The sequence below is a fragment of the Salinivibrio sp. SS3 genome (assembly GCF_001722105.1).
GTDB lineage: Bacteria > Pseudomonadota > Gammaproteobacteria > Enterobacterales > Vibrionaceae > Salinivibrio > Salinivibrio kushneri.
In genome coordinates this window covers 235,876-262,267 of record NZ_MEBQ01000003.1, presented here as the reverse complement: position 1 = coordinate 262,267, position 26,392 = coordinate 235,876, and the positions used below count along the sequence as shown (strand labels likewise).

General features: G+C 49.5%; 20 protein-coding genes and 1 CRISPR repeat array. Of the genes, 5 read left to right on the top strand and 15 right to left on the bottom strand.

Annotated elements, in window-relative coordinates:
- Window positions 1-50: 50 nt before the first annotated feature.
- Window positions 51-2,951: a CRISPR direct-repeat array (repeat unit 29 nt; unit sequence CGGTTCATCCCCGTGGGCACGGGGAACAC).
- Between the two features lie 78 nt (window positions 2,952-3,029).
- The 10 genes from cas2e to BGL48_RS01590 form a co-directional block, all read right to left on the bottom strand.
- On the bottom strand, window positions 3,030-3,326 hold the full coding sequence (cas2e, locus tag BGL48_RS01635) for a type I-E CRISPR-associated endoribonuclease Cas2e (RefSeq protein ID WP_069361019.1): 297 nt from the start codon (window positions 3,324-3,326) through the stop codon (window positions 3,030-3,032).
- Between the two features lie 3 nt (window positions 3,327-3,329).
- Entirely contained in the window at window positions 3,330-4,250 is a 921-nt protein-coding gene (gene cas1e / locus BGL48_RS01630; RefSeq protein WP_069361018.1) for a type I-E CRISPR-associated endonuclease Cas1e, read from the bottom strand.
- A gap of 27 nt (window positions 4,251-4,277) precedes the next feature.
- A complete protein-coding gene (gene cas6e / locus BGL48_RS01625; protein WP_069361017.1) occupies window positions 4,278-4,946 on the bottom strand; it encodes a type I-E CRISPR-associated protein Cas6/Cse3/CasE in 669 nt (222 codons plus the stop codon).
- Window positions 4,933-5,682, bottom strand: a complete 750-nt coding sequence (gene cas5e, locus BGL48_RS01620; protein WP_069361016.1) for a type I-E CRISPR-associated protein Cas5/CasD — start codon at window positions 5,680-5,682, stop codon at window positions 4,933-4,935. The genes cas6e and cas5e overlap by 14 nt, the downstream gene beginning before the upstream one ends.
- 12 nt (window positions 5,683-5,694) lie before the next feature.
- The gene (cas7e, locus tag BGL48_RS01615; RefSeq protein WP_069361015.1) at window positions 5,695-6,729 is read right to left on the bottom strand and encodes a type I-E CRISPR-associated protein Cas7/Cse4/CasC; all 1,035 of its coding nucleotides are present in this window, start codon (window positions 6,727-6,729) and stop codon (window positions 5,695-5,697) included.
- 16 nt (window positions 6,730-6,745) lie between these two features.
- Window positions 6,746-7,303 carry a type I-E CRISPR-associated protein Cse2/CasB gene (gene casB / locus BGL48_RS01610; protein ID WP_069361014.1) on the bottom strand — a complete coding sequence of 186 codons (558 nt, stop codon included), beginning with the start codon at window positions 7,301-7,303 and terminating at the stop codon, window positions 6,746-6,748.
- Window positions 7,303-8,898 carry a type I-E CRISPR-associated protein Cse1/CasA gene (gene casA, locus BGL48_RS01605; RefSeq protein ID WP_069361013.1) on the bottom strand — a complete coding sequence of 532 codons (1,596 nt, stop codon included), beginning with the start codon at window positions 8,896-8,898 and terminating at the stop codon, window positions 7,303-7,305. Before casA ends, casB begins: the two co-directional genes overlap by 1 nt.
- On the bottom strand, window positions 8,895-11,624 hold the full coding sequence (locus BGL48_RS01600) for a CRISPR-associated helicase/endonuclease Cas3 (protein WP_069361012.1): 2,730 nt from the start codon (window positions 11,622-11,624) through the stop codon (window positions 8,895-8,897). The genes casA and BGL48_RS01600 overlap by 4 nt, the downstream gene beginning before the upstream one ends.
- A gap of 199 nt (window positions 11,625-11,823) precedes the next feature.
- A complete protein-coding gene (gcvT, locus tag BGL48_RS01595; RefSeq protein ID WP_069361011.1) occupies window positions 11,824-12,939 on the bottom strand; it encodes a glycine cleavage system aminomethyltransferase GcvT in 1,116 nt (371 codons plus the stop codon).
- Between the two features lie 64 nt (window positions 12,940-13,003).
- A complete protein-coding gene (locus tag BGL48_RS01590) occupies window positions 13,004-13,606 on the bottom strand; it encodes a helix-turn-helix domain-containing protein (protein WP_069361010.1) in 603 nt (200 codons plus the stop codon).
- Between the two features lie 580 nt (window positions 13,607-14,186).
- Here BGL48_RS01590 and BGL48_RS01585 point away from each other — a divergent pair.
- The 5 genes from BGL48_RS01585 to BGL48_RS01565 all read left to right on the top strand — a co-directional run bounded on the left by BGL48_RS01585 (window position 14,187) and on the right by BGL48_RS01565 (window position 20,952).
- Window positions 14,187-15,587 carry an L-serine ammonia-lyase gene (locus tag BGL48_RS01585; protein WP_069361009.1) on the top strand — a complete coding sequence of 467 codons (1,401 nt, stop codon included), beginning with the start codon at window positions 14,187-14,189 and terminating at the stop codon, window positions 15,585-15,587.
- A gap of 26 nt (window positions 15,588-15,613) precedes the next feature.
- The gene (locus tag BGL48_RS01580) at window positions 15,614-16,912 is read left to right on the top strand and encodes a serine hydroxymethyltransferase (protein WP_069361008.1); all 1,299 of its coding nucleotides are present in this window, start codon (window positions 15,614-15,616) and stop codon (window positions 16,910-16,912) included.
- Between the two features lie 166 nt (window positions 16,913-17,078).
- The gene (gene gcvH / locus BGL48_RS01575) at window positions 17,079-17,456 is read left to right on the top strand and encodes a glycine cleavage system protein GcvH (protein ID WP_069361007.1); all 378 of its coding nucleotides are present in this window, start codon (window positions 17,079-17,081) and stop codon (window positions 17,454-17,456) included.
- 15 nt (window positions 17,457-17,471) lie between these two features.
- On the top strand, window positions 17,472-20,336 hold the full coding sequence (gene gcvP / locus BGL48_RS01570) for an aminomethyl-transferring glycine dehydrogenase (RefSeq protein WP_069361006.1): 2,865 nt from the start codon (window positions 17,472-17,474) through the stop codon (window positions 20,334-20,336).
- 208 nt (window positions 20,337-20,544) lie between these two features.
- Window positions 20,545-20,952 (top strand): hypothetical protein, encoded by a 408-nt coding sequence (locus tag BGL48_RS01565; protein ID WP_069361005.1) that lies wholly within the window; start codon window positions 20,545-20,547, stop codon window positions 20,950-20,952.
- 138 nt (window positions 20,953-21,090) lie between these two features.
- Here the strand turns inward: BGL48_RS01565 and BGL48_RS01560 are convergent, their stop codons facing one another.
- The 5 genes from BGL48_RS01560 to BGL48_RS01540 are packed head-to-tail and all read right to left on the bottom strand — an operon-like array spanning window position 21,091 to window position 26,295.
- On the bottom strand, window positions 21,091-21,789 hold the full coding sequence (locus tag BGL48_RS01560) for a 4'-phosphopantetheinyl transferase family protein (RefSeq protein WP_069361004.1): 699 nt from the start codon (window positions 21,787-21,789) through the stop codon (window positions 21,091-21,093).
- Between the two features lie 53 nt (window positions 21,790-21,842).
- The gene (gene dhbA, locus BGL48_RS01555; RefSeq protein ID WP_069361003.1) at window positions 21,843-22,598 is read right to left on the bottom strand and encodes a 2,3-dihydro-2,3-dihydroxybenzoate dehydrogenase; all 756 of its coding nucleotides are present in this window, start codon (window positions 22,596-22,598) and stop codon (window positions 21,843-21,845) included.
- On the bottom strand, window positions 22,598-23,485 hold the full coding sequence (locus tag BGL48_RS01550; RefSeq protein ID WP_069361002.1) for an isochorismatase family protein: 888 nt from the start codon (window positions 23,483-23,485) through the stop codon (window positions 22,598-22,600). The genes dhbA and BGL48_RS01550 overlap by 1 nt, the downstream gene beginning before the upstream one ends.
- Window positions 23,486-23,507: 22 nt before the next feature.
- Window positions 23,508-25,127 carry a (2,3-dihydroxybenzoyl)adenylate synthase gene (locus tag BGL48_RS01545; RefSeq protein WP_069361027.1) on the bottom strand — a complete coding sequence of 540 codons (1,620 nt, stop codon included), beginning with the start codon at window positions 25,125-25,127 and terminating at the stop codon, window positions 23,508-23,510.
- Window positions 25,128-25,134: 7 nt separating this feature from the next.
- Entirely contained in the window at window positions 25,135-26,295 is a 1,161-nt protein-coding gene (locus BGL48_RS01540; protein WP_069361001.1) for an isochorismate synthase, read from the bottom strand.
- Between the last annotated feature and the right edge of the window lie 97 nt (window positions 26,296-26,392).

Below are 26,392 nucleotides of genomic sequence, written 5' to 3'. Positions count from 1 at the left end.
CGTGGGCACGGGGAACACAGCCAGACCACGAAAGCCGATGTAATCCAGCTCGGTTCATCCCCGTGGGCACGGGGAACACTGACCGCCTACTTCATCCACATAATCGACGTTCGGTTCATCCCCGTGGGCACGGGGAACACGCAAACAGCAACTTTTCCTCCCGTTACAGCAACCGGTTCATCCCCGTGGGCACGGGGAACACAATGACGATGTAGTTTTGCTGAATTTGCACATCGGTTCATCCCCGTGGGCACGGGGAACACTGCGGCGAGATTGATGGCTGTCATCGTGACTCCGGTTCATCCCCGTGGGCACGGGGAACACACGATTCCAGAGAGCCTTCTTTTTGATTGTAGCGGTTCATCCCCGTGGGCACGGGGAACACTCATACGCTGTTTGGGTTGTGGCTGGCTTCTGCGGTTCATCCCCGTGGGCACGGGGAACACGGTAATTCGCTCAATGAATGGGACAATAACCCGCGGTTCATCCCCGTGGGCACGGGGAACACACGAACTTCACTGGCGTAGTTTTCAGTAAGCTCGGTTCATCCCCGTGGGCACGGGGAACACCTCGTATGTGATGCGAAATAAGCAGCACCCTACGGTTCATCCCCGTGGGCACGGGGAACACTAAAAACGACCGCAATGTTTTCAGTAATTTCTCGGTTCATCCCCGTGGGCACGGGGAACACTTTTTGACAATGTATTGCAGGTTAATAGGTGGCGGTTCATCCCCGTGGGCACGGGGAACACGCAACGCCTTGCCCTGCCATCACTGACTCCATCGGTTCATCCCCGTGGGTACGGGGAACACCGTACCATCCACCGCCACCACGCGGCCACCGGCGGTTCATCCCCGTGGGCACGGGGAACACGCGTAAAATCGAATACGTCGCAAGGTTTTGACCCGGTTCATCCCCGTGGGCACGGGGAACACGTGCGAACGGAAAGAGAAAGAAGCACTGGCCGCGGTTCATCCCCGTGGGCACGGGGAACACTAAAAACGACCGCAATGTTTTCAGTAATTTCTCGGTTCATCCCCGTGGGCACGGGGAACACTTTTGCACAAGCTCGTGTTTCTGCTCTGCCATCGGTTCATCCCCGTGGGCACGGGGAACACTTCAGTCACAAACCGCCGAAACATCTGCAACGCGGTTCATCCCCGTGGGCACGGGGAACACCAGTAGAGCTTGAAGATAGCGCTACGGCGGCGCGGTTCATCCCCGTGGGCACGGGGAACACGAACTGATAGAAGTCTTTACGCGCAGCCGACACGGTTCATCCCCGTGGGCACGGGGAACACGTGCGCTTCACGCTGGCGGCCGTCTCGTGTTACGGTTCATCCCCGTGGGCACGGGGAACACCACTACCAATCGGCATGTCTCAAGCACCCCGCCGGTTCATCCCCGTGGGCACGGGGAACACTGTCAAACGACCTACTACACAACAGTCAAGCGCGGTTCATCCCCGTGGGCACGGGGAACACCCGGGCCGAAGCGGAACGCGGTGATGTTACTACGGTTCATCCCCGTGGGCACGGGGAACACTCGAGTAGTGTCACATGGTTCACTTCGAGTACCGGTTCATCCCCGTGGGCACGGGGAACACAAACACCACCGCATCGGTGATGATTTGGCTGGCGGTTCATCCCCGTGGGCACGGGGAACACATGGCGCCACAAACCGAAACGCTGACGGTGAGCGGTTCATCCCCGTGGGCACGGGGAACACTTGCTGAAAAAATCGCCCAACGGCTCCCAATACGGTTCATCCCCGTGGGCACGGGGAACACAAACGGATTCGCTGTGAACATCCAACAGCTAGCGGTTCATCCCCGTGGGCACGGGGAACACACGAGGCCGCCGATTGAGCCTGTAAACATGCCCGGTTCATCCCCGTGGGCACGGGGAACACCTCAATGCTATATGCCATAGCATCGCCGATATCGGTTCATCCCCGTGGGCACGGGGAACACGGCACTGATACCAGGTCAACACATCGCCAACACGGTTCATCCCCGTGGGCACGGGGAACACCGATACATGAACATTACTCAAATTGCCGTCACCGGTTCATCCCCGTGGGCACGGGGAACACTGAATCATGAACGCGCTTAACGATTTCACAGACGGTTCATCCCCGTGGGCACGGGGAACACGGCGGTGGATACTCAAAAACCTCGATCATGCGCGGTTCATCCCCGTGGGCACGGGGAACACACGCTGGTATCTGCTGGCTCGATGGTTTGGCGCGGTTCATCCCCGTGGGCACGGGGAACACCAAAAAACCAAAATGCAGCGTCCAGACGGCAGCGGTTCATCCCCGTGGGCACGGGGAACACCACTTTATGTTGCGCGCACAGAGTACGAATAGCGGTTCATCCCCGTGGGCACGGGGAACACGGTGCTGTAAATCAGCAGCATGTCGCCCGGCGCGGTTCATCCCCGTGGGCACGGGGAACACGCAACTGGCCATCGCGGAACGGCGCGCTCATTGCGGTTCATCCCCGTGGGCACGGGGAACACTTTTGTCAAACTGAGAGTTGGGTGAAATTAAGCGGTTCATCCCCGTGGGCACGGGGAACACCCGCACCAGTGAAGGATGCTTTCGCTCGCATGCGGTTCATCCCCGTGGGCACGGGGAACACCGAAAGAGGAAGGCTCTGCTCTCGCAGCATCGCGGTTCATCCCCGTGGGCACGGGGAACACGTGATTGCAGTCTCGCCGCTGGGCAGCGTGACCGGTTCATCCCCGTGGGCACGGGGAACACGTCTTCTGCCAGCGCTTTGCCAACGGTCCAACCGGTTCATCCCCGTGGGCACGGGGAACACTACTGGATTTATCTGAAGCACTAGTCTTTGGTCGGTTCATCCCCGTGGGCACGGGGAACACCATCTTCCCAGCGCTGCCACGTGCGCGGCTCCACGGTTCATCCCCGTGGGCACGGGGAACACTCTAAACGGATATTACTGTTTTATATAACAAAAATCGACCTGCATTTTTCTACCAACTTTTTAAAGAGCAAACTAGGCTTATTTATCCTCGTCACTAGGCTTGAATACCACCAACCTTAGACCATCCAAATCGACAGGCTCCCGACGATTCTCACCATAGGTTTGAAAGTCAAAACCTGATTCATTATTCACCGCCCAACACATTACCACGTTGCCGACATCAGCGAGTTCAGTTATCTGCTCCCAAATCATTTCCCGCACGCGACGTGTTACATCGCCCACATAGACACCGGCGCGAACTTCGAGCAACCAGACAGCAAGCCTGCCACGTAATCTTGGCGGTACGGCTTCAGTGACGACAACAAGCATAGTCATTATCTAGCCGCTCCTATGACCACTATCACCGATTGATTTTGGCTCAGGTATAGCTGGTGGTTGGGCGTCATGAGGCGGTTCAGGCGGAGTAATATCACCTGCCGCCAATACCTCTTCGATCATCGGAATAATATTTTTCAATAACTTGCTGGTTCTAAAGAGTTCACGACAAGCAAGGCGTACTTGTCTGTCAGGTGCTGCGGGTGAAGAGGCAGCTACTTTGAAGGCGAGAGGTACGACCGTGTCAAATTTAACAATGTCTGCAATATCATAAACAAACGAAAGTGGTTTACCCGAGTGGATAAATCCAATCGCCGGCGCGTAACCCGCTGCTAAAATAGCCGCTTCAGTCACGCCATAAAGGCAACTGGTCGCCGCACTAATACATTGATTGGTCACATCGCCTTTATCCCAATCATTTGGATCATAGTTGCGGCCATGCCATTCAACGCCGTATTGCTTGGCCAATATTTTGTAGCTGTTGCGTACTCGAGCCCCTTCAATCCCACGTAATTGTTCAACACTACGTCTTTGAGGCGCCGGCTCACCAAATCGTCGCTCAAACATTTTACGCACGACTTTTAGACGTAAATCAGGGTCAAGCGCAAGCTGCGCTTGGTATAAAAGACGATCAGACCGCGCACCGCCAGGTTGCCCCACAGAATACAGTCTCACTCCTGCTTCACCGACCCAAATCAATAATGTACCCGTTGTTGCCGCGAGTTTAACCGCAGCATGACTGATGCGCGTACCCGGCTCCAACATAATGCATACCACTGAGCCCACTGGGATATGCATTCGTTCACCATTCACCTCATCAATCACAACAAAGGCACCATCACGCACATCAATGCGCCCCATCCCGACAAAAACCATCGAACGCCTGTCTTTTATCGGGATAGGTTTTAACGGAATGAACCCCATGGTGCCTCCATATTTATTGGCCGATATCTATGCAGGCCGAATCAGCATTAACCCACAACCCATAGCTTTGGCGCGCCCAAAACCTTTTGCGTATTGTTCCAAAAAGCGTTCGCTGTCTTGGAGCGTTAAAGTACCGCGAGCATCCACACTCGAAAACTGGACATGCGCGCCATTCTTTTTCCGACTTTGATGTTGGGTATATCCCTCAATCGTTGGTACGTTATCGAATGTAACACCCCACTGCGACAATCGATTTTCATCACAAAGCCATTGTTGCGCGGCCTGATCCATAGTTTCCTGCAGTGCGATAGCGCTCACTTCCCCCGCCTGCTTTTTAGCATGCATAAGGACATCGTGCCGCTGTCGCTTTCCTTTTGCATCTGTCACACAAATCGTCGGGTTCACTCTTAACTGAAAATGAAGCCGCTGGCCATTGTATAACTGGGGCGAAAATGGCTTGGTTTGGAGTTCAAACACGCCGGTGTCATCTTGTGGTGAAATAGTTGAAAGCACATAAAACAGCGGCCGTCCGGTGGCTTGATCTTGCTCCTCTCGATATATGAACGGTCGTTCACTCGCATGACGAAAGAGTTGCCAAATGATTTGGTGCGCACTGTATGCACCATTATGGCCAAACTTTGAGATCAGTTTAACTGCTTCTGCGGATGACAGTAGTCGGACTTTAGACAGGTACATCGTTGGCCTCCTCTACCGTCAATTGATGCATAACGCGTTGTTTAAATTGCCAACGACCGCGATTAATAGGCTCATCCCAAGGGTGGGTGGTTAATACGCGCTCATCATCAATTTCTCCCACATCGCCTTCCCAAAAGTAAGTCGCATAAGGTGTCGTTCCCAGCCAGAGTGCATCGCTTTTATTCGATGCTGTTATCGCTGGAAACTCCATATCCAATGCTGACTTTAAATCAGCATTGGCCACCAAGGTAGGCTGTAGCGGTAAGGCCGGTGGACATGCTTTTCTCCCTAAAGAAAGGGGATATACAGGCTTTAATAACGCCTTTTTTAGCTCGTTTAATGACATCGTAGCCGAGGGCGAGAGCCACACTGCAACGACCCACAAACCGTCACAACGATAATCACGTTTTGAGAGCACAGTTTGTAGTTTCTTTCCCGTTTTTAATTCACTTTGGCGCGTGCGATGTATGCGCTTTTTATCATGACTCGGCACCTGCGCGGTATGGTAGTCACGCAAAAGCGAACCCGGTACACACTGCTTGATGCCGATACATACGCTTTGTTGCAAGCTTAAAAGCTGCGTCTCATCATCCCGCTTTATGCCAAGTGCCGCCCCAAGTAATCCAAGTACGGCTGAACGCGACGGATACGCGCTGGTGGGTCTGTCGCCACCAACGGCTGGATCCCCCCAACTGGCTAGCGGTCCATATAGTCGAAAAACAAGATAATCTCGCATCTTGACTCCCACTTATTCTGTAACGAAGTTGAGTAGTTCATCAAACGAGCCGCTACCCTCAAAGACATTTAATGCATAACGGCTATCTGCACACTCACCATATACTTGATCGAATTTTTGTACTTGATCGTTGAGCGCCGCTACGGCCGCTTGACCTTGATCGGGATCGTTTACAGGTTTAAGAAACGCTACCGACAATTGTCTTGGTTGGTGTTCGCCTTTCTCGGCTAAAACAAAACTCGCGTAAGCACGTGAAGCAAAGCTATTTTGTTTACCTGAAGGCGCCACTTTCACCGCCGCTTCCGTCAGGGCTTTGATCGCGCTATTAGCAAGTGCCTCATCGCCCTGTAAGTTGTCAATCAACTGCGTCTTGTTGATGCAGATATAGGAATAGAATAAAGCGGCCGCAAAACCCGCTTCACCAAGGTGAGCAGAGCCCGCATCTTCCTCTTTGTTGTTCAAATCATCCACAGCGGTAAAATAATCATCTTCCACAACCACGCTATGAACACTCAATGCATGCGCAACTTGGCAGGCGGCCTCCACATTAAACGATGGCGAAGAGGCTAGCATACGGCCAAATAAGGCGATGTCGGCTGCTGCATGATCTGCCTTTAATAAGTCCAGTTCTTCTTTTTTTGGCGCACGATTTTCTTCTGCCAATATCGCGATCAAAGAGCGTGCTGCATCTTGCTCTTCTGGGCTAATATGAACAAGTTGCTCGATATCTAGTTGCTCTTTCTTGATTTGACCAAAAACCCCTGCTATCTCTGCCGCCCATGCTTTGGCGGATTTTTCGGTCACACCTTGTTCGATAAGCTCACTGTATAACTGTCGGCCGAAACGTTTGGTCCGAATCCCAATTTTACCTGCCAAGGCCGTTTCAAAGACTTCTGATGTCCGCCAATGGCGTTTTAAACTTTGCGAGCTCACACGCAAGCGCTCAAATCCGCCCATTTTTGCGGTTTTGGGCCGACCTAAATCGTCACGGTTCAGGTTAGAAGGCGCATAAGAAGTCAGTAGGTGTAGTTGAATAAATTGGCTCATTCTCTTTTCCTTTTTTCTATTTAGTTCCCGCTGCGCGGTAATAGTCCATTGCCCATTGAACAGTGATGCGTTTATCTGCTTGACGAGGATAAAATTGGCTGTGTTCCTCAAACCATTGATAGATATCTTTCGCCAAAGATGAAACCAAAACACTGTGATCAAGCTGATGCAGGATCCTTCTTAAACGGCGCAGAAATTCATCCGGTGTCTTGGTATCTTGCAGTTGTGCAAAGCGCAGCTCACTCACTCTCGATTTATCACTTTGTGCTTTGCTCCCCGCCGCCGTCGCCAGATTGTGTGCGCTATCATGCTTCACATGTACTAGCGCACCAGCAATAGCTGCCCAGCATTCCATGTCACTTGATGTGGCATGCTCCGTTATAGGAGCAGGCAAGCTTTGCCATAAGGCACGAAACCCCGGGGTCAGCATAACGGCGTCAAGATCTCGACAACGTTTTAGCTGTGCTTTTTGTGCGTTTGGGGCTGGCGTGATACCTTTTTTGTATAATTCATTCGGTGATAAGTACATACTTTGCCACCAGCGTAAAACACTATGTTGTAGTGTACTATCCATTAGGCGATCTCCTTATCAATCGCAATATCGTGTTCACGAATAAATGCTTTTATATCTTTACTGTTAAATAGCCACCAGCTCAGAGTCTGTCTCGCTTTAATCCGTCTCGCCATATTTCTCGCATTACCCAGCTCAGTCATGGCATAACCATCAAATAAGTCGAAACATACAGCGCGTAATGTATTGAGCCATTTTTTTGCTTGTTCCGGGGTTAAGCTCTCGTCTTCTTGCTCTATATTTTCAATCAACTGCGACACGGCAGTAAAAAAAGCAGACTCCGTCTTCTGCCAGAACGCGAGATCGATAAAAGATGTATCGCCTTTCGCATCCTTTGGACGATCAAACCACGCGTGTTTAATGTGGTCGCGTAGCTGCTTAAGACTTTTGACCGATAAATCTTGCAGTGTGTTTACTGCTGTTAGCACATCCTCTTGCTGCTCTTCGCTAAAAGCAAATAAAGGCAATTCGCTGTTATACCATCCTCTCGCTTTCATATTATCCATGTCATAACCGAAAGCTTTGAGACGTGGACTGTAACCTAATAACTTTCCGTGCCTTTGACTTAGAGCGTAATAGTGAGAAATCACTTTTGCACATTTATAGCCTTGGACGTCACTACGTAGTGTTAACGTGTCCCAAATTTTATAGGTGATACCGCCAGGTTGCGCTTTAACCGAAAAAGGGGGTTCTTCAGGCTTTTTGGGGTTAAACCGATATGGTGTTAGAGGATGAGACCATTCTCCATCATAATTGGCCCCATAGTTTTGCGTCCGGTAATAGTTAACGACTTGCTCAACCTGTTGACCTAGTAATTGACACTCTGCATCACGATGTTCAACTTCTAGGCGGATACGTCTTGGCATCGCCCAATAAACATGTAACGGATGAACAGCATTGGCATAAACTTCACTGCCCTTTTTCTCACTTGTCTGCGTAGGAGCAAGCCACGGGAAAACGGAACCATCTGTAAAATTGGGCGGTGGATACCGCCAAAAATCTTTATTAATAATATTAAGCCAAAGCTTTTCCCACAGACTGGCCTCGCTTGTTACTGGCATCACTAACGTTGTTAGCGGTCCGCCACCACGCAAACCGACACGATGTCCAGACCCACCAGCAGGCGCATTGATTTGCATAGTAAACAAAGCCAATGCTGCCATGTCGAGGGACAACACTTGGCCAATACCCCGCTTGATAAAATGATCGGTATTGTTCTTTATGCCGTTTGCGCCAGGCGCTTCTATCAATAGCCCTGAGACCGTGGTCGATGGCGCATCCTCGAGGGAGTCAAAATCCTGCATAAATAAGGGACCTTCTCCAACCACATTAAAGGCGTGACTGACCTGATTAACCGCTTCTTCCAAAACAACATCGGCCGGTGGCGTTTTAAAGTAATGGTGCCATTGTGACAAATCTTTTGGCGCAAACGCGGTTTGTAATAAGCTAATAGCAAACTGATACGCTGCGCCATAAAAATCTGCTCTTGGTAGTGAAAAATCTACGACGTCGGGATCACATATCGCAGTAATCGGCCGTTTCTTAATATCGCCATTACGATGGATATAATCCAACCATGGGTCTTGAATTAAATTCATGTCGCCTCCTGTGGCCGCTCGTAAAATCCTTTTTCCTCGCTATAAGCAAAACGAGAATCGTTTTCGGGCAACCAGATTTTCATATATTTCACATGAGGGTGTTGCTCGATCAACTTTGTTAATGCAGGCTCAAGCCGCTCGGGCAAAGGCGCAAGTTGTTCGGCGTACTTTCTTTTTGACAGCTTGACCGTACTCAGCGCCACTGCAAATCGATTGTCTTTTGCTATTGGCACTAGTTCACCTGCTTGTTCGTTAACCAGCAAAACGTCCACGGTTTCTATGTCGTTATAGCGGGTACTAATATCTGTTTCATCATCAAACCAATAGTCTGCACTGCGATCACAATAACCATATTGCCAATCAATACATTGCGACTGTGCTCTCGCGCCAATACTGTATGTTTTCCCCAAATACTCTTCTTCCATAGGTTGGAGCGCGGTTGGAATTTGTGCTAGTGCTTCATCACTGTAAACGGCTTCAACCAATTCACGTGCATGCGTTGGCATGCAGATTTCGCCTAATTGGCGTAGTTTTCTAAGCCCCAACCAAAGTCGTCCAGGTGAGCGATAAACAAATTGCGTGGGTTGAAAGTGACGACTTAGCCAGTCGGCTTTCGGCTCGTTTTCCCAAGAGGGAGCATGAATATAGAGAACGGGAGGATCGCGTTCGTCGTCACCTTGCGCAATATAGGCACCTTGTTTGTTTCTTTTATGACGGTGCAAACGTCCCGCGCGTTGGATCAAGTCATCAATCGGACAAATATCGGATATCATCACATCAGCGTCAGCATCTAAGCTCTCTTGAAAAACTTGAGTCGCAACTAATACACGATCTTGACGCTCTGATTGCGAACTGCTTTTTCCAAAATTGTCGAGAACGGTTTTCTCAATATTTTTTCGATCGGCTAAGATAAATCGGCTATGAAATAAATGGCACCGTTCCGGATGATCAAGCCGACTCAGTAACGTTTCATACGCTTCACGTGCATCATCCACGGTATTTCTTATCCAAACCACGCATTGCCCTTTAGCAACCGCCGTCAACACCGTTGCTAAACAGTCATCAAACTGAGTGAGCATATCTACTGCGACCGCACGTTTTTGTTTAGCTTGCCGAGCAATAGCGGTTTCTTTCAGCGCTGGGGCTTTATCAATCGCCACTTGGGTAGCTAAAGGGAAGTGATCCTGACTCGGCATCACAGGGGCTAAACCGGCGGCTTGCTGCCAAACTTGGCATAAGCGTTGCCGTTGTTGCTGAGATAAGGTAGCCGTTAACAATATAACCGAGCCGCCCTGATGCAGATGCAATGATAATAAGCTTTCCAACAAGGCGAGCATATATTCATCCGCTGCGTGGATTTCATCAAAAATCAGGATCTTTCGGTTCAACCCCAGCAAGCGCAAAGATTGGTGCCGACGAGGCAGAACAGCGAGCAACGCTTGATCAATGGTGCCCACGCCAACAGGTGCCAACAACGCTTTTTTGCGTGAATCCGCAAGCCAAGCATTACATTGTGCCGTCACGGTTGCATCACGCTGGTGATAGTTGCTATCTACCGTACCTGAGGTGTGCACCATTTCTCGAAATCGGTCATTCATATCACGGGCACCGTGTGCCAGCGTAATACTGGCTTGTTCTCCCTCACCAAGTTTCACCATTTGCGTATAGTGATCGGCGACTCGATCAAACATGGCATTGGATGTCGCCATGGTCGGCAAGCCAAAATAAAAACCATCGGCGGCACTAGTAGCCATTAATCGATGTGTGAGTGTGAGCGCGGCTTCAGTCTTCCCTGCCCCTGTCATATCCTCCAAAATAAAAAGCTGAGGCTGGTCGTTAATTTCTACCGACGCTGCCCAAGCCTGCAAAGGTGTTGGAGAAAAAGGGAAGATATCGGAAAAGGCACTAAAAGGTGTCACTGTCGGTGTGCGAGATAAGTCGGTATGGTCCAGCGCTTTTTCGGCACATACCAGCGCGTGAGGCCAATACTGTTCAAGCGGTTGAGGCTGAGAGACGTAGGGAAAAAAGTGAGTATCTGAACCCATCCAATCCGCAAGTACGGCCAGCCCTGCGAGTTGCCAGCTCACTTGTTCAAGTTTCGCTCGCCAATTATCAGACGATAATGTCTCTATGTTAATTTTTGGCTGAAAAAACTCACTAATATCGGCAATGAATGCTGTCACCGCATCATGATTGCGCGCTTCCGTGAATGATCTCATCCGCCTCGGCATTTGCCGATTGACTGGCTGACCGTGATGTCCCAATACACATTGCGCAAGCACGTCAACTGTTTCATAGACAGCTGTTTCATCATCCATTGAACCGAGCGAGTGACCACAAATAGCTTGAACTATCTCAATCTCATGCTGCTGCCAGAAATAATACCCTAGCCTGTCATGTCGGTATTCTCGCCCATCATATTCTTTTTTACTTCGAGGGTTTAATAGGGCAGCGGAAACACTGAGGTTCAGTTCCTGAAATGCGGACGCATACTTGCCTAAGTCATGAAGCGATATCATGAAACACCATAGGGTTCGTAGCTGTTCCGGAGAGAGTTCGAGAAATTCCGCGATGGCTTTCGTGAGCGGCCGCTCTTTATGAAGGAGGCGATAGCTAACGGCCGCTACGTCCAAACAGTGATAGGCCAGCTGGTGATAAGCATCTCCGCCCCCTAAATCAGCACTGGCTTTTCCCCAATAGGAAAAATAAGGCTTTTCGTTATCCACAACCCATACCTAAGTCCTACGCTTTTATAGACGCTAACATAGGCATATTCAGCCAGCAATTTAGCCATTTGAGTAATGTGAGTTAGAAACGAATCGAAACAGTCGCGGTATAATGTCATTAAAAATGAAGATGGCACATCGAACCCCTATTCACCATAATCAATAAGTGATGTGTGCCATCTATATGAGTAACAATCATTTAGCCGCGATAATACCGCTGCGGTACAAAGGGCATTTTTTCGACTGTCATGGGCAGCTTTTTGCCACGTACTTCCGCGTATACCTCGGTGCCGGGGGTAATGAATGCAGGAGGGAGATAACCCATTGCCACGGGCATGCCTTTGGTGGGGCCAAAGGTGCCGCTGGTGACCACGCCAATTTCATTGTCGTCTGAATCAAACAGCTTGCTACCTTCACGCACAGGGGCTTTGCTTTGGCCCACAAGGCCAATACGCTTACGGCTGACGGCTTTGGTCGCAATTTGTTCAAGGATTTTCCCCTCACCGGGGAAGCCACCCGCACGCTCACCATCCGCACGACGCACTTTACTAATGGCCCAAATCAAGGTTGCTTCAACCGGCGTCGTAGTGGTATCCAGATCGTGTCCATACAGGCAAAGGCCGCACTCAAGGCGTAGTGAGTCACGCGCGCCGAGCCCAATCCATTCCACCTCATCGTGAGCTAAAAGGGCTTTGGCGAGTGACTCTGCATGTTCGGCCGGTACAGACACTTCAAACCCATCTTCGCCGGTATAACCTGAACGACTCACCACGCAGTGAATGCCATCAATCTCAACAGGCTGAATGTCCATGAACACCATGTCATTCACCTTCGGGTTGAATGTCGCCAGCACTTGCGCCGCCTTCGGGCCTTGAAGCGCCAGTAAGGCGCGATCTTCAACCACCTCGACAGAGACATCCCCTTTCAAGTTATCGCGCAGGTGCTGAATGTCTTGTGCTTTGCAGGCCGCGTTGACCACCAGAAAGAGGTGATCGCCGAGGTTAGCAATCATTAAGTCATCCAAAATGCCGCCCTGCTCATTGGTGAATACGGCATAACGTTGTTTACCTTGGGGGAGATCCAACACATCAACTGGGACGAGCGCTTCCAGTGCTTTGGCCGCGTCCGCGCCATGAAGACGGATTTGCCCCATATGGGAAACATCAAACAACCCTGCATGCTCACGGCAATGAAGGTGCTCTTTGCGCACACCCAGCGGATACTGAACTGGCATGTCATAGCCAGCGAACGGAACCATTTTTGCGCCCATATCAAGGTGCAGGCGGTGTAACGGGGTCGTGAGTAACTCTGCCATTATTCTCTCCATATTGTGCCCGCAGGCATCTTGCCCACGTTAAGCAATGCGTTTATGTGGTTAGTTAAGACGCTGTTACCCATAAGATCAGTGCATCGTCATCACTGACGGAAGCTAGCATGTGCCCCATGGTGGCGTCGTAATATACGCTGTCACCCTCATTGAGAGTGATCGCTTCATAAAACTCAGAAAAAAATTGGATACTGCCTTCCAGCACCAATAAAAACTCTTCCCCGTCGTGTCGAATCCAGTCGCTATAATCCTCAAACGCACGTGCCCTAACCCGCGACTTAAACGGCATCATCTTTTTGTTGCTTAGCTGTGTTGCCAATAACTCATGTTCGTAGGTACCCGTAGGGTGTGCTTTTCCCTGACCCGCTAGCGTCACATCTCGCCGACCTGTTGCTTGCCGCTTTTTTGGTGGGGCAAACAGTTGCGGAATATCGATATCCAAGCCGTGCGCGAGTTTCTGCATCGCTTGGAAAGTCGGGGATATCTGTTCATTTTCAATTTTGGATAAGGTTGAACGCGCCAAGCCAGTGCGCTGGCTTGCCTCCTCAAGCGTCAGCCCAAGCCCGACCCTGACGGCTTTTAAACGCGGGCCCAGCCGCAATGGTGCAATGGGTTCGCGCGCGTCACCCTCGCGTTGCGATCGCTCAACCTGCATCGACGGGTACACATCCTGTGTTGATTGGTCTGTTGTCACCTGCTTTCGCCTCTATCGATTGTCCCGCTGTATTTGCCGCTTTAACACTTTTAACAAAAAAGTTTCCTATCGGAAAATACCGATATCATAAACGTGACCTAGCCAGCGAATTGATCAAGGTAGCCAACCTGTCACTCTCACCCGGCACCTTGAGTTCATTATGCTCTTCCTCGTAAAAACAAGGTATTACAGAGATATTCATTAACCATTCACTTAATAAAAAGCGAGTATATTCCCCGGTGTTACTGGCATTGATTTGCAATTTACCCTCTCTTAGGATAAAAAGGCAAACGTTTGCGCCGTTGTTAGGTAGTATCAACAGGAGGAGGTTTTGTCTCCAGGATCACAACATAGGTTTCTTATTGGAAATTTATTTTGCGGAAAAGTGAACGCTTAGGTACGTTAACAAAATGTTTAAATCAACAGTAAGCGCAATCATCGCCAATCTGTTGAATGCTACGTGAAGCAATGTCGGCATCGTCGATGTCAGGACAACAACAATCATGACAACAACGTACCTTACTGATTGAGGAGACAGGCCATGAGTCACAGCATGTTTGACCTGTTTAAGATAGGCGTCGGGCCATCTAGCTCACACACCGTTGGTCCGATGGTGGCCTGCGCACGCTTTAGCCACTATGCGGCGCAAACACTGTCCGTGACCGATATCGAGCGTGTCAAAGTGGACTTATACGGCTCACTGGCACTCACCGGGAAAGGCCATGCGACTGACGTGGCGTGTGTGATGGGGTTAATGGGCGAAATGCCTGCCACCATCGAGTCAGATGAAATCGATACCATGACCAAAATGGTCAAAAATGGTAGCGAGCTTCCTTTTACGGGGCGCCACTATATTCGATTTAACTGGGAGGCAGATATTGCCTTTCACTATGACAAGGTGCTGCCCGAGCACCCCAATGGCATGACGGTAAGCGCCTTTAACAAAGCAGGTGAGTGTCTTGCTCACAAAACCTATTTCTCGGTAGGCGGTGGTTTTGTGGTGGAAGAAGGCGAAACCGATGCCCTGGCGACTGATTTCACTCCGCCGTATCCATTTGAGAGTGCGGCGGAATTACTTGAGCAATGTACAAAAACGAACATGACCATCAGCGAGCTGATGTTTACGAACGAGGTCGCACGCGCCCAATACCACGATAGTCACGCCACACGTGACACGGTTAACCAGGGACTGGATCATATCTGGCAAGTGATGCGTGAGTGCATCGACAGAGGCATTAAACAAGGTGGCGTACTGCCAGGCGGTTTAAACATTAAGCGACGTGCCAAAGGCATGTACGACGCCATTCACGATAAACAAGCCCATGGGTTACCGACAGATACCAATGATTGGGTCAACCTCTTTGCGATGGCGGTTAATGAAGAGAATGCCGCCGGTGGCCGCGTGGTCACCGCCCCAACCAATGGCGCCGCGGGCGTGATCCCTGCCGTGCTTGCTTATTACGATAAGTTTGTCTCGCCCAATAACCCAGATGGCATCCGTACCTTTATGGCCACCTCCGCGGCTATCGGCTCTTTATACAAGACCAATGCCTCTATTTCGGCCGCAGAGGTCGGTTGTCAGGGCGAAATTGGCGTGGCGTGCTCGATGGCAGCAGCAGGACTAGCCGCCGCCATGGGCGCAAGTAATCAACAAATTGAAAACGCGGCAGAAATCGGCATGGAGCATAACCTCGGCCTTACGTGTGACCCGATTGATGGCCTGGTGCAAGTCCCTTGCATTGAACGCAACACCATGGGCGCCGTAAAAGCGATTAACGCGACCCGATTAGCCATGGGTGGCGACGGCGAGCATCACGTCTCGCTTGATAGCGTAATTAAAACCATGCATGAGACCGGGCTCGACATGATGAGTAAGTATAAAGAAACCTCACAGGGTGGCCTCGCCACCAATGTGATCCCGATTAATGTTGTGGCCTGTTAGCCACCATCGCCAATAAGGAAAGCGCAATGAAACCGAGCTACCCAAATGTAGAATTGGAGCAGTTTTTCTCCACCAACTTATCAGAGTCCGATGGTGCCGTGATGTCGGCCGTGCAGGCCGAGCACAAACGTCAACAACAGCAGATTGAGCTGATCGCCTCAGAAAACATCGTCTCGCAAGCCGTGATGCAAGCGCAAGGCACCTGCCTAACCAATAAGTACGCCGAAGGCTATCCGGGCCGTCGCTATTACGGCGGCTGCGAGCACGTCGATGAAGTCGAAGCCATCGCCCAGGCCCGCGCCAAACAGCTGTTTAGCTGCGAGTATGTCAATGTGCAGCCGCACTCGGGCGCACAAGCCAATGGCGCGGTAATGCTGGCGCTGCTGCAACCTGGCGACACCATTTTAGGTATGTCGCTCGATGCCGGCGGCCACCTCACTCACGGCGCGCGCCCTGCACTATCGGGTAAATGGTTTAATGCCGTACAGTACGGCGTGAGCAAAGATAGCCTAGAGATTGATTATGATGAAGTCGCGGTGCTGGCTCGTGAGCATCAGCCTAAGATGATCATCGCTGGTGGCAGCGCGATCCCGCGTCCGATTGATTTTGCCCGTTTCCGCGCCATTGCCGATGAAGTTGGTGCGTACCTGATGGTTGATATGGCGCATATCGCTGGCTTGGTTGCTACTGGCGCCCATCCCTCGCCACTACCTCATGCGCATGTGGTCACTACTACTACCCATAAAACCCTGCGTGGCCCGCGCGGTGGCATGATCCTGACCAATCACGAAGACATCAACAAAAAGATCAATTCGGCGGTGTTCCCCGGCCTGCAGGGTGGTCCATTGATGCACGTGATTGCGGCTAAAGCCGTCGCATTTGGTGAGGCGTTAGAGCCTGAGTTTAAATTGTATATTGATCAAGTAGTTGCTAACGCTAAAGTCCTGGCCGAGGTCCTACAAACACGTGGCTGCGACATCGTCACCGGCGGCACCGATACTCATCTGATGTTGGTTGATTTGCGCCCGAAAGGCCTAAAAGGCAACCAAACGGAGCAGGCGCTCGAGCGCGCTGGGATCACCTGTAACAAGAACGGCATCCCCTTTGATACCGAAAAGCCCATGGTCACCTCCGGCATTCGTCTCGGCACCCCCGCGGGTACCAGCCGCGGTTTTGGCACCGAGGAGTTTCGCCAAGTTGGCCAATGGATTGGGGACGTGCTCGATGCGTTAGTCGAGACACCAGACGGTAACGCCGAGGTTGAGGCACGCGTGCGTAAAGAAGTACAGCAGCTGTGTGCCCGTTTCCCGCTTTATCGCCAGTGATAACTGGTATGAAGCAACTCTTGGAATAACCGCTGCGTCGTCTATCACGATTACAACCAGCGCAAGTAAGACACAGGAGGTGGTGTGATCCCCCAGACGCCGTCTTAATTTACATTGTAAATCGCTCAACGATTGAGCAGCTCGTATTAAAGCAGGAGAGTAACAAATGGACGCGACACTAAAGTTTTCTGAAAGCCATGAGTGGGTCAAAGACAATGGCGATGGCACTGTCACTATGGGGATCACCGATCATGCCCAAGGCCTACTTGGCGATGTCGTGTTTGTCGATCTACCTGAGGTGGGTGACAGTACTGAAAAAGGTGAAGGCTTTTCATTGGTGGAGTCGGTAAAAGCCGCATCAGATATTTATGCGCCGGTTGATGGTGAAGTGGTCGCCATTAATGAAGATCTGGAAGATAGCCCAGAACTGGTCAACGAAGAACCTTTTGAGGGCGGCTGGATTGCCAAGATTAAGCTGGCAGACGACACCAACTTGGATCATCTGATGGACGCGGACGCCTATACCGCCGCAATCGACGACTAATTCAGGACGAATACCATGACGCAGACTCGTTTACTCGATAGCCTGGTGGCTGATAACGATTTTATCGCGCGCCATAATGGCCCCGATACCAATCAGCAAAATGCGATGCTAGCGGCGATCAACGCCACTAGCTTAGAGCACGTGATTGAAGAAACTGTCCCTGCTGACATCCGCTTACCACAGCCCCTTAACCTCAGCGCCCCCAAAAGCGAAACCCAGATGCTGGCTGAGCTTAGTGGTATTGCCGCGCAAAATACCATTAAGCGCAGCCTGATCGGCCAAGGCTACTATCACACACATACTCCACCGCCTATTTTACGCAATGTGTTGGAAAACCCGGGTTGGTACACGGCTTATACCCCGTATCAGCCCGAGATCTCGCAAGGCCGACTCGAATCCTTGCTGAACTTCCAGCAAATGGTGATGGACTTAACGGGGATGGATTTGGCCAACGCGTCGCTGCTCGACGAAGCCACCGCGGCTGCGGAAGCCATGACCCTGTGTAAGCGTGGCGGCAAGCACAAAGGCAACGCCTTTTTTGTTGCCAGCGACGTGCACCCACAAACCTTGGATGTGATTAAAACGCGCGCCAACTTCTTAGGCTTTGACATCATTGTTGATGACACGGACAAGCTGGATCAGCACGATGTATTTGGCGCCCTACTCCAATATCCTGGCACCACGGGTGAAGTGCGCGATCTCAGCGCGCTTATCGCGGAAGCACAAAGCAAGAAGACACTGGTTGCGGTCGCTACCGATCTACTTTCACTCACCTTGCTCAAAGCACCGGGTGAAATGGGCGCGGATGTGGTGATTGGCTCAGCACAACGCTTTGGTGTGCCTATGGGTTACGGGGGCCCACACGCCGCCTTTATGGCCACGCGTGACAAGCTCAAGCGCACCATGCCAGGCCGTGTGATTGGCGTATCGGTCGATAGTAAAGGCAACCAAGCCCTGCGCATGGCGATGCAAACGCGCGAGCAACATATTCGCCGTGAAAAAGCGACCTCCAATATTTGTACCGCCCAAGCCTTGCTCGCCAACATGGCTGCTTTTTATGCGGTATATCACGGTCCAGAAGGCTTAAAGAAAATTGCCCGCCGTGTGCATCATCTCACCGCGTTGTTTGCCAAATCGTTACAAGCGGCGGGATTGAGCCTTACTCACGACAGCTTCTTTGATACCGTCACGCTCAACACAGGCGAGCAAACCGATACCTTGTACCAAAAGGCGCAAGATGCCGGTTTTAACCTGCGTAGATTGAATGGCCAACTCGGCGTCAGCTTTGATGAAGCGAGCACGCTGGCAGAAGTCAATCAATTGCTTACCGCGCTCACCGGTCAAGGCAATGCAGAAGACGTGGCGAGCGACATTGAAGCTGATGAATTGGCCGCGATCCCTGCCGCATGCCGCCGCAGTAGCGCGTACCTAACGCATCCCGTCTTTAACCGCTATCACAGTGAAACCAAGCTGATGCGGTATATGAAGGCGTTGGAAAACAAAGACTTCTCTCTCACCCACGGTATGATCCCGCTGGGCAGCTGTACCATGAAGCTAAACGCCGCGGCCGAGATGATCCCTGTCACTTGGCCAGAGTTTGGCGCCCTGCATCCGTTTGTGCCATTGGAGCAAGCCAAAGGCTATCAAACATTGGGCAAATCACTGCATGACATGCTGTGTGAAATCACTGGCTACGACGAGATCTCCATGCAGCCCAACTCAGGCGCGCAAGGGGAGTATGCGGGCTTAATCGCGATTCAGCGCTACCATGAAAGCCGTGGTGACAGTCACCGCAACGTGTGCTTGATCCCAAGCTCTGCCCACGGCACCAACCCAGCCTCCGCGGCGATGGTCTCAATGAAAGTGGTGGTAGTTGGCTGTGATGACGATGGCAACATCGACATTGACGATCTGAAAGCCAAGATCGACAAACACCGCGATGCGCTCTCGTGCATTATGATCACCTACCCATCGACACATGGTGTGTACGAAGAAACCGTGCAGCAAGTGTGCGAGCTGGTGCACGAAGCAGGCGGCCAAGTTTACTTGGATGGCGCCAACATGAATGCGCAAGTGGGGCTGACAACGCCGGGTTACATTGGCTCAGACGTCTCGCATCTCAACCTGCACAAAACCTTCTGTATTCCACATGGTGGTGGCGGCCCAGGTATGGGGCCGATTGGGGTGAAGTCGCACCTTGCGCCTTTCCTTCCTGGTCATGTGGAGCAAGGCGACGAATTTGCCGTCTCGGCTGCACCAATGGGTAGCGCCTCGATTTTGCCTATTTCATGGGCGTACATCGCCATGATGGGTGAACAAGGCCTGACGCGCGCGACCGAGTTAGCGATTCTCAGTGCCAACTATGTGATGGAGCGTCTGCGTCCCTACTACCCCGTGCTTTATCGCGGCAAAAACGGACGCATTGCGCACGAATGTATTATCGACATTCGTCCGCTCAAAGAGGCATCCGGTATCAGCGAAGAAGACATCGCCAAACGCTTGATGGATTATGGCTTCCACGCGCCGACCATGTCATTCCCCGTCGCGGGTACGCTGATGGTTGAGCCGACCGAAAGTGAAAGCCAAGAAGAATTGGATCGCTTCTGTGATGCCATGATTGCCATCCGTGAGGAAATTGCCAAGGTGCAAGACGGTGAGTGGACGCTGGAAGACAACCCATTGGTCAATGCGCCTCACACCCAAGCGGATATGATGGCAGACGAGTGGTCACACGCGTACTCACGAGAGCTGGCTTGCTTCCCATCCGCCCACAGCAAGGCAAGCAAATACTGGCCATCGGTCAACCGTGTCGATAACGTCTACGGTGACCGTAACCTGATTTGCTCTTGCCCTAGCATTGAAAACTATATGGATGAGTAATCCTCTAATCACAGATAACCAAGTTAGAAACTAACTTGATAAACGAAAGGCGAGCCATTTGGTTCGCCTTTTTTATGAATGGCTTTCTCTGGGCAAACGCTGACATAAGGGTATGAACTTTTAAATGTCGCTGACATACGCTTGACAGATTGTTCTGCTGACATCGCTACATTCTGTGCCATCTGAACAAGCAGTTTTAAGGCACACTATGAAACCTATCGCTCTCGGTCTTCTACTTGCACTGGGTCTCACTACTCAAGCGGTGGCGAAAGAAAAAACCAATATATCGGCAGGCCTTGCCGTTGACCAACAACTGAGCGCTGTCCTAGAAATCGACGATCACTATCGATTTACCCTAGGCAATGGCGGCACCGCATTTGATTATCTTTTTCAACACGGCACTTTTGATAATCCCGATATCCCGGTTGATTGGTATGTGGGCGCCGGTGGCTGGGCCGAGTGGGATGACGACTATGGCGTGCGTTTGCCGATTGGACTCGATTGGGCCATCAACAAACAGATCAGTGCTTATGGCCAAGTACATCCAGAGCTTAACTTCCACGGCGGTCCAGAGTTGCAACTTGGCGGCGCACTGGGCGTAACCTACTCGTTTTAATCCGCACTTTTTTGCATCAGTCTCCCGTATTGACAGCCCCCACAGAGGAAACATACCTTTTGACGCCTTACATACAAGTTAATCTGCCTATAAGATAGCCATATTATCTTGAAAGGACATGTTTATTCGACCAGACTGTTAATCTGAAAAAAGACAAACAGAATAAAGTTTATCATTTTCTTCCCATAATACTCCTTTTAGTATTTTTTCTTTATAAACATGTGAAAAACGGTTTGTTATAACTTTCCCATTCCAATGTCCTCTCTGGTCAACTTCAATAATTTGCACCTCAAGAAAGTCAATGTATTTACCAATAGTTGGATAAATTGCTTTAAAAATACTCTCTTTTATACAAAAAATTGCCAGTAAGGGATCTAGATAGCCTAACTCTAAGCATTGAAATAACACACGTTCAGAGCGATACGATACTAAATCAGCAGCACTCGCCAATGTTAGAGCCTCACTTATACATTCAACATCAATGCCTAAACCTTGGAGGGGTATTGAATTAGCTGTAAAGATGTTTTGGTGCAAAATCGCGACGGCCTCCGTTCGACAGTGGGCGATACTCCCTAACCAGCATGGTGGCCACCGCGGACTACCATCAGATTGACGCGGCACAGAAAAAGCGTCTTGTGAAAATAGGCTCTGCCATTTTGCTACAGCAGCTCGACCTGCCAGAAAACTAGCCTGACGGGAAGGCTTCCAATCACTGAAAACAGCAGGGCGGTATTGGCTCAACAATTGTTGGCGCTGTATCTCAGTCACCGAGCTAAGCGCTACCTTTGCTACATGCAATGCTGTATACGAAGGAATGATAATAGAGGTAAAAGACATAAAAGATCATCAATAAATTAAAACCGAGCAATCACTCATCTTATTATAAGGGCTCAAGCGTTTAACGTAGCGCCACCATCTACGACAATATCTTGAATAGTTATATGTCGAGACATGTCACTGGCAAAAAACAGTATCGTTTGTGCGATATCATTTGGATCAGCAATACGCTTTAACGGGATACCTAATTTGTATTGCTCAGGCAGTCCGTCAATCGTATGTTGTCGCCCTCTTTCATCTCGCCAAAGTTTGCGTAACATAGTCGTATCAGTGGAACCCGGACACACAACATTACAACGAACGCCGTACTCAGCTAATTCCAGTGCTACTGTATGACTTAACGCCGTCAACGCTGCTTTCGACGCACAATATGCCGCCATACCTACTCGTGGGACCTTTGCAGCATTGGAACTCACATTCACAATCGACCCGAAGCACTGTTGTGTAAACGTTGTGTACAGCACCTGCATCATATTAAATGCGCCCCCAGTGTTTACCGCAAAACAATCATGCAGATCTTGCCAACTCGTTTCGCAGAAAGAAGCTGTTTTTAATATTCCAGCAGCGTTAATCAAGACATCGACTTGGGGCGTTTGAGCAAGCAATACCGCAGCTACTTGATTAACCTGAGTACGATCCGTAACATCAAGCTTTACACAATGGTATGGAAGATAGGAATCATCAAAATGACGGTCAAAACCTATTACATCCGCTCCCAATTCGACACACTGACGAGCAACTTCGGCACCAATACCTTGTGCAGCACCTGTGACCCATATCTTTTTATTACGCAGATTAAGAGTAGTCATTACACACTCTCCAATATTTGTCGCTGAGAAATTATCGACCACCAGTGATTTAAAGATCCGGCTTGAGCCAGTTCCATGAAATCAACTTCAATGCCTTGTTGACGTAAACGAGTAACGATATTCATGATCTGTAATGAATCTAAGCCGAAGTTTAATAAGTCTTCATCGGGATCGAACTCTTCCACATCCTCTTCGTCCAAAAACGACAATACTTGTGCTTTTAATTCATAATACGTCAAGCCTTCTACACGATGATTAGCGCTGTTAATAACAGTTTCTGTAGCGATCACCGCCCCCGCTCTACCCGCTGTATACATCAAAGCCTGAAAATGCTCTTCCGCACTAAAATCGGCGAGGGCATCCCCCACCATAAAAGCTTCTATATCACGCATAAATGCGTCGGTGGCCGTAATCATGCAACCGATATGGGCGTATACGCCACCTATCAACAACTGATCTCGCCCCCAACTCTGCATCAATTCTTCTAACCTTGAACGATGGAAAGCACTATAACGCCATTTCACCAACACAGTATCCTCAGCGGTAGGTGCTAATTCAGACACAATCGGTTGCAACTCTGGAAAATCGTTAACACCATTCCCCCACATGTCATTAAGGAGCGCTCTATCCTCTGGGGATTGGTCCTTTGGCTGTGCGGTATAAACAACAGGAATATTGTGAGTGCGGCAAAACGTTTTTATCGCCACTAGGTTACGTTTTAATGTTTGAATAAGTTCGGAATCTTGATCATAATATCGCAGAAAATAGGCCTGCATATCGTGAATTAAAAATACCGAGCGGTCAGGGTTCAATGCCCAATTGACCTTATTTTTAGGGAATTGTGCGGGGCTTGGCATTTTATAGGATTTAATGCGAGGTATGCTCATTTCAATATCTCCATTATTGACTTTATTTTATCGTTGACTTAATTTTCTCACGAAGGCGTGCCTTATTGGGTTTGCCAACGGGGGTAAGTGGTAATTTTTCAATAAACTCAAAATGATCTGGGATCTTATAATCCGCCACTCCCTGTTCACGTAAGTATTTTCGCAGCGTGACACTTTTAAGGGCATGATCTTTATTCAACGGTACGATAAAAGCACAGCTCTTCTCACCCATCATCGTATCGGGCATAGCAATTAGAGCAACGTGCATAATCGCCTCGTGTTTAAGAAGCAGATTCTCAATTTCTTCCGATGCTATTTTTTCACCGCCACGATTAATTTGGTCTTTCTTACGCCCAACAACAGTTAAATAGCCTTGAGCATCGCGAACTACAAGATCACCAGAATAGTAAAAGCCTTCCTCATCGAAAGCTTCCAGATTATGCTCGGGCGCATTGAAATAACCACGAATGGTATAAGGCCCTCGTGTTATTAACTCTCCAGCAACACCATTAGCAACAGGTAGGCCATTTGTATCTACCACTTTTACTTCATCAAGCGAGCACATTGGCCGACCCTGGGTCGTACAAATAGTTTCTTTATCGTCATCTAAACGCGTGTAATTCACTAACCCCTCTGCCATCCCAAGTACTTGTTGAAGCTGACAGCCAAGTACTTGAGGAATGCGTCTGGCAACCGTCTCACTTAGCTTCGCACCACCAACTTGCATCAGAGCCAATGTCTTAATTTTATTTTGGTATGCTTTAGCCGCTTGAATCCATAAAGCCGCTGCAGGTGGTACCAAGGCGACCATAGTCACCTGATACTGCTCAATAATATTGAAGCAGGTTAAGGCATCTGGACTCGGAGCCATCACAACACATCCGCCGGCCCACATGACACCCAATGCACCTGGAGAACTCATGGGATAGTTGTGACCACATGGCAGCGCACATAGGTAACGCGTACTAGCGTCAAGCTGACAAATTTCAGCACTGCGGCGAATACTAAAATAATAATCATTGTGAGTACGTGGAATGAGTTTTGGTGTGCCAGTGCTACCCCCCGACAATTGGAACAAAGCCACATCATCAGCGGAAGATTGGATAAATTTATAAAATTTCGACGCGACAATTTTGTGACTTAAAGAGCCAATATCCTGCTCTACCCACTCTGATGCTTCTAGCAATAGTATGTGTTCAAGTCTTGGAGCTAGCTGTTGCAACCGCTTATAAAACGCGTCAGTTTTGAATAGCTTATGTCGTTTGCTCGCAATAACAATACTGGGCTTGATTTGTCGAGTATAAGATACTAATTCTCGCTCATTATGGCTAAATAGCGCATTCAACGGTACCACACCAATTTTTAGAAGAGCAAAAAAGACAATATAGAATTCCGCTACATTAGGTAATTGCACCAAAGCTGTTTCACCGGATTTAAGGCCGAGCTGTTGTAAATTAGCGGCTAAATTATCCGACTGTCGACGTAAGGACTCGTAGGAAAATATCCTTCCCTCACAAATTAGCGCCGTCGCATGTGCTTTACCAAACTCTAGAGTTTCACTTAATAGCCGGTCGGTCCAATAGCCTTTACTTCGATAACACTGAGCAAATTTAAGGGGCCAAGGGGTATAACTTACACTCATAAATTCCTCACCGAACACCAAATGCATTCAACATGGTTCGCATCTTATCACCGGTTTCCTTCCACTCTTTATAGGGGTCAGACCCTGATACGATACCGGCCCCTGCAAATAGTCGAGCCTTAGTGCCCGAAACGTGCGCACAACGAATAGCTACCGCCCACTCTCCATTTCCTTGGTCATCACACCATCCTACTAAGCCACTGAAAAACCGACGCTGATATGGCTCTATTGCTTGTATCACTGACATCGCGGTGTCTTTAGGTGTGCCTCCCATTGCAGGAGTCGGATGCAGCGCTTTAATCAATTCGAATAAACATGTATTCGAGTCGTTTAACTCTTCCTTAATCTGGGTGGACAAATGCCACATAGTGGGCGTATGAATAAGGCTTGGAACATGTGGAATCCGATCATTTTTTACGAAGCCTTTTAAAGCACTACGAATACTATCAACGACCAAGCGGTGCTCATAAAGATCTTTTTCCGAAACAGACAAGGCGTCAGCAATCGCTTGATCCTCTTTTGGATCTTGACTTCGATTAGCAGATCCAGCTAAGGGATTTGAATAGATATTAGCGCCTTCTTTACGTAGCAGAAGTTCAGGACTTGCACCAAGTAAAACGCCATTTTTTAGAGGAACTCGAAAATGAAATGCATTGGGGTTTTGCGCCATGATGTTACTCATCAAACGATCTATGTCCAGTGCTGTATTAAATTCAATATCGAGTAGACGAGAGAGAACCACTTTATCCAAATCCTGTCCCTTACAATGAGACAAAACCTCCTTGACCCCCGCAATAAAGTAATCATATTCCGGAATGTAATAGTAGTTCTTCACATAGTTCACGAAGCTTTTATCGTTAAAGCGCGTGATATCAAAGGTGGGTGTCTTTTGGGTCGAACTCCATTCGGGTACAATCAAATGGCAAGGCTGGCCTAAATCAAATGGAATAGCTCCAACTACGATTGGACTTTCATTACCCGCCAAACGTTCCCGTTGAAATAACTCTTGTAGTTTATTCTGAAAATGGTTGTCATTGACCGGTGTAGTAAATAACGTTTTTATCCCTTTCGAACGCACTGAACTCGTATCGGAATAAAACAAGAATGACTCAGATGTGGCATTCAATGCAGAGTGGGATGAGGAGCTATTTGAAACAAGCATATCCATTTACACTTCTCCTAAAAGTCGCTTGCTCACTAACAAGCTTTTGTGATGATAATGCATATCATTTGCATGATCCACCTTGCAATGCAGAAAAGTAAAG

Excerpts from the sequence above, each read along its gene's own strand:
- cas2e (WP_069361019.1), bottom strand. The coding sequence starts at position 3,326 with ATGACTATGCTTGTTGTCGTCACTGAAGCCGTACCGCCAAGATTACGT.
- cas1e (WP_069361018.1), bottom strand. The coding sequence starts at position 4,250 with ATGGGGTTCATTCCGTTAAAACCTATCCCGATAAAAGACAGGCGTTCG.
- cas6e (WP_069361017.1), bottom strand. The coding sequence starts at position 4,946 with ATGTACCTGTCTAAAGTCCGACTACTGTCATCCGCAGAAGCAGTTAAA.
- cas5e (WP_069361016.1), bottom strand. The coding sequence starts at position 5,682 with ATGCGAGATTATCTTGTTTTTCGACTATATGGACCGCTAGCCAGTTGG.
- cas7e (WP_069361015.1), bottom strand. The coding sequence starts at position 6,729 with ATGAGCCAATTTATTCAACTACACCTACTGACTTCTTATGCGCCTTCT.
- casB (WP_069361014.1), bottom strand. The coding sequence starts at position 7,303 with ATGGATAGTACACTACAACATAGTGTTTTACGCTGGTGGCAAAGTATG.
- casA (WP_069361013.1), bottom strand. The coding sequence starts at position 8,898 with ATGAATTTAATTCAAGACCCATGGTTGGATTATATCCATCGTAATGGC.
- gcvT (WP_069361011.1), bottom strand. The coding sequence starts at position 12,939 with ATGGCAGAGTTACTCACGACCCCGTTACACCGCCTGCACCTTGATATG.
- BGL48_RS01590 (WP_069361010.1), bottom strand. The coding sequence starts at position 13,606 with ATGCAGGTTGAGCGATCGCAACGCGAGGGTGACGCGCGCGAACCCATT.
- BGL48_RS01585 (WP_069361009.1), top strand. The coding sequence starts at position 14,187 with ATGAGTCACAGCATGTTTGACCTGTTTAAGATAGGCGTCGGGCCATCT.
- BGL48_RS01580 (WP_069361008.1), top strand. The coding sequence starts at position 15,614 with ATGAAACCGAGCTACCCAAATGTAGAATTGGAGCAGTTTTTCTCCACC.
- gcvH (WP_069361007.1), top strand. The coding sequence starts at position 17,079 with ATGGACGCGACACTAAAGTTTTCTGAAAGCCATGAGTGGGTCAAAGAC.
- gcvP (WP_069361006.1), top strand. The coding sequence starts at position 17,472 with ATGACGCAGACTCGTTTACTCGATAGCCTGGTGGCTGATAACGATTTT.
- BGL48_RS01565 (WP_069361005.1), top strand. The coding sequence starts at position 20,545 with ATGAAACCTATCGCTCTCGGTCTTCTACTTGCACTGGGTCTCACTACT.
- BGL48_RS01560 (WP_069361004.1), bottom strand. The coding sequence starts at position 21,789 with ATGTCTTTTACCTCTATTATCATTCCTTCGTATACAGCATTGCATGTA.
- dhbA (WP_069361003.1), bottom strand. The coding sequence starts at position 22,598 with ATGACTACTCTTAATCTGCGTAATAAAAAGATATGGGTCACAGGTGCT.
- BGL48_RS01550 (WP_069361002.1), bottom strand. The coding sequence starts at position 23,485 with ATGAGCATACCTCGCATTAAATCCTATAAAATGCCAAGCCCCGCACAA.
- BGL48_RS01545 (WP_069361027.1), bottom strand. The coding sequence starts at position 25,127 with ATGAGTGTAAGTTATACCCCTTGGCCCCTTAAATTTGCTCAGTGTTAT.
- BGL48_RS01540 (WP_069361001.1), bottom strand. The coding sequence starts at position 26,295 with ATGGATATGCTTGTTTCAAATAGCTCCTCATCCCACTCTGCATTGAAT.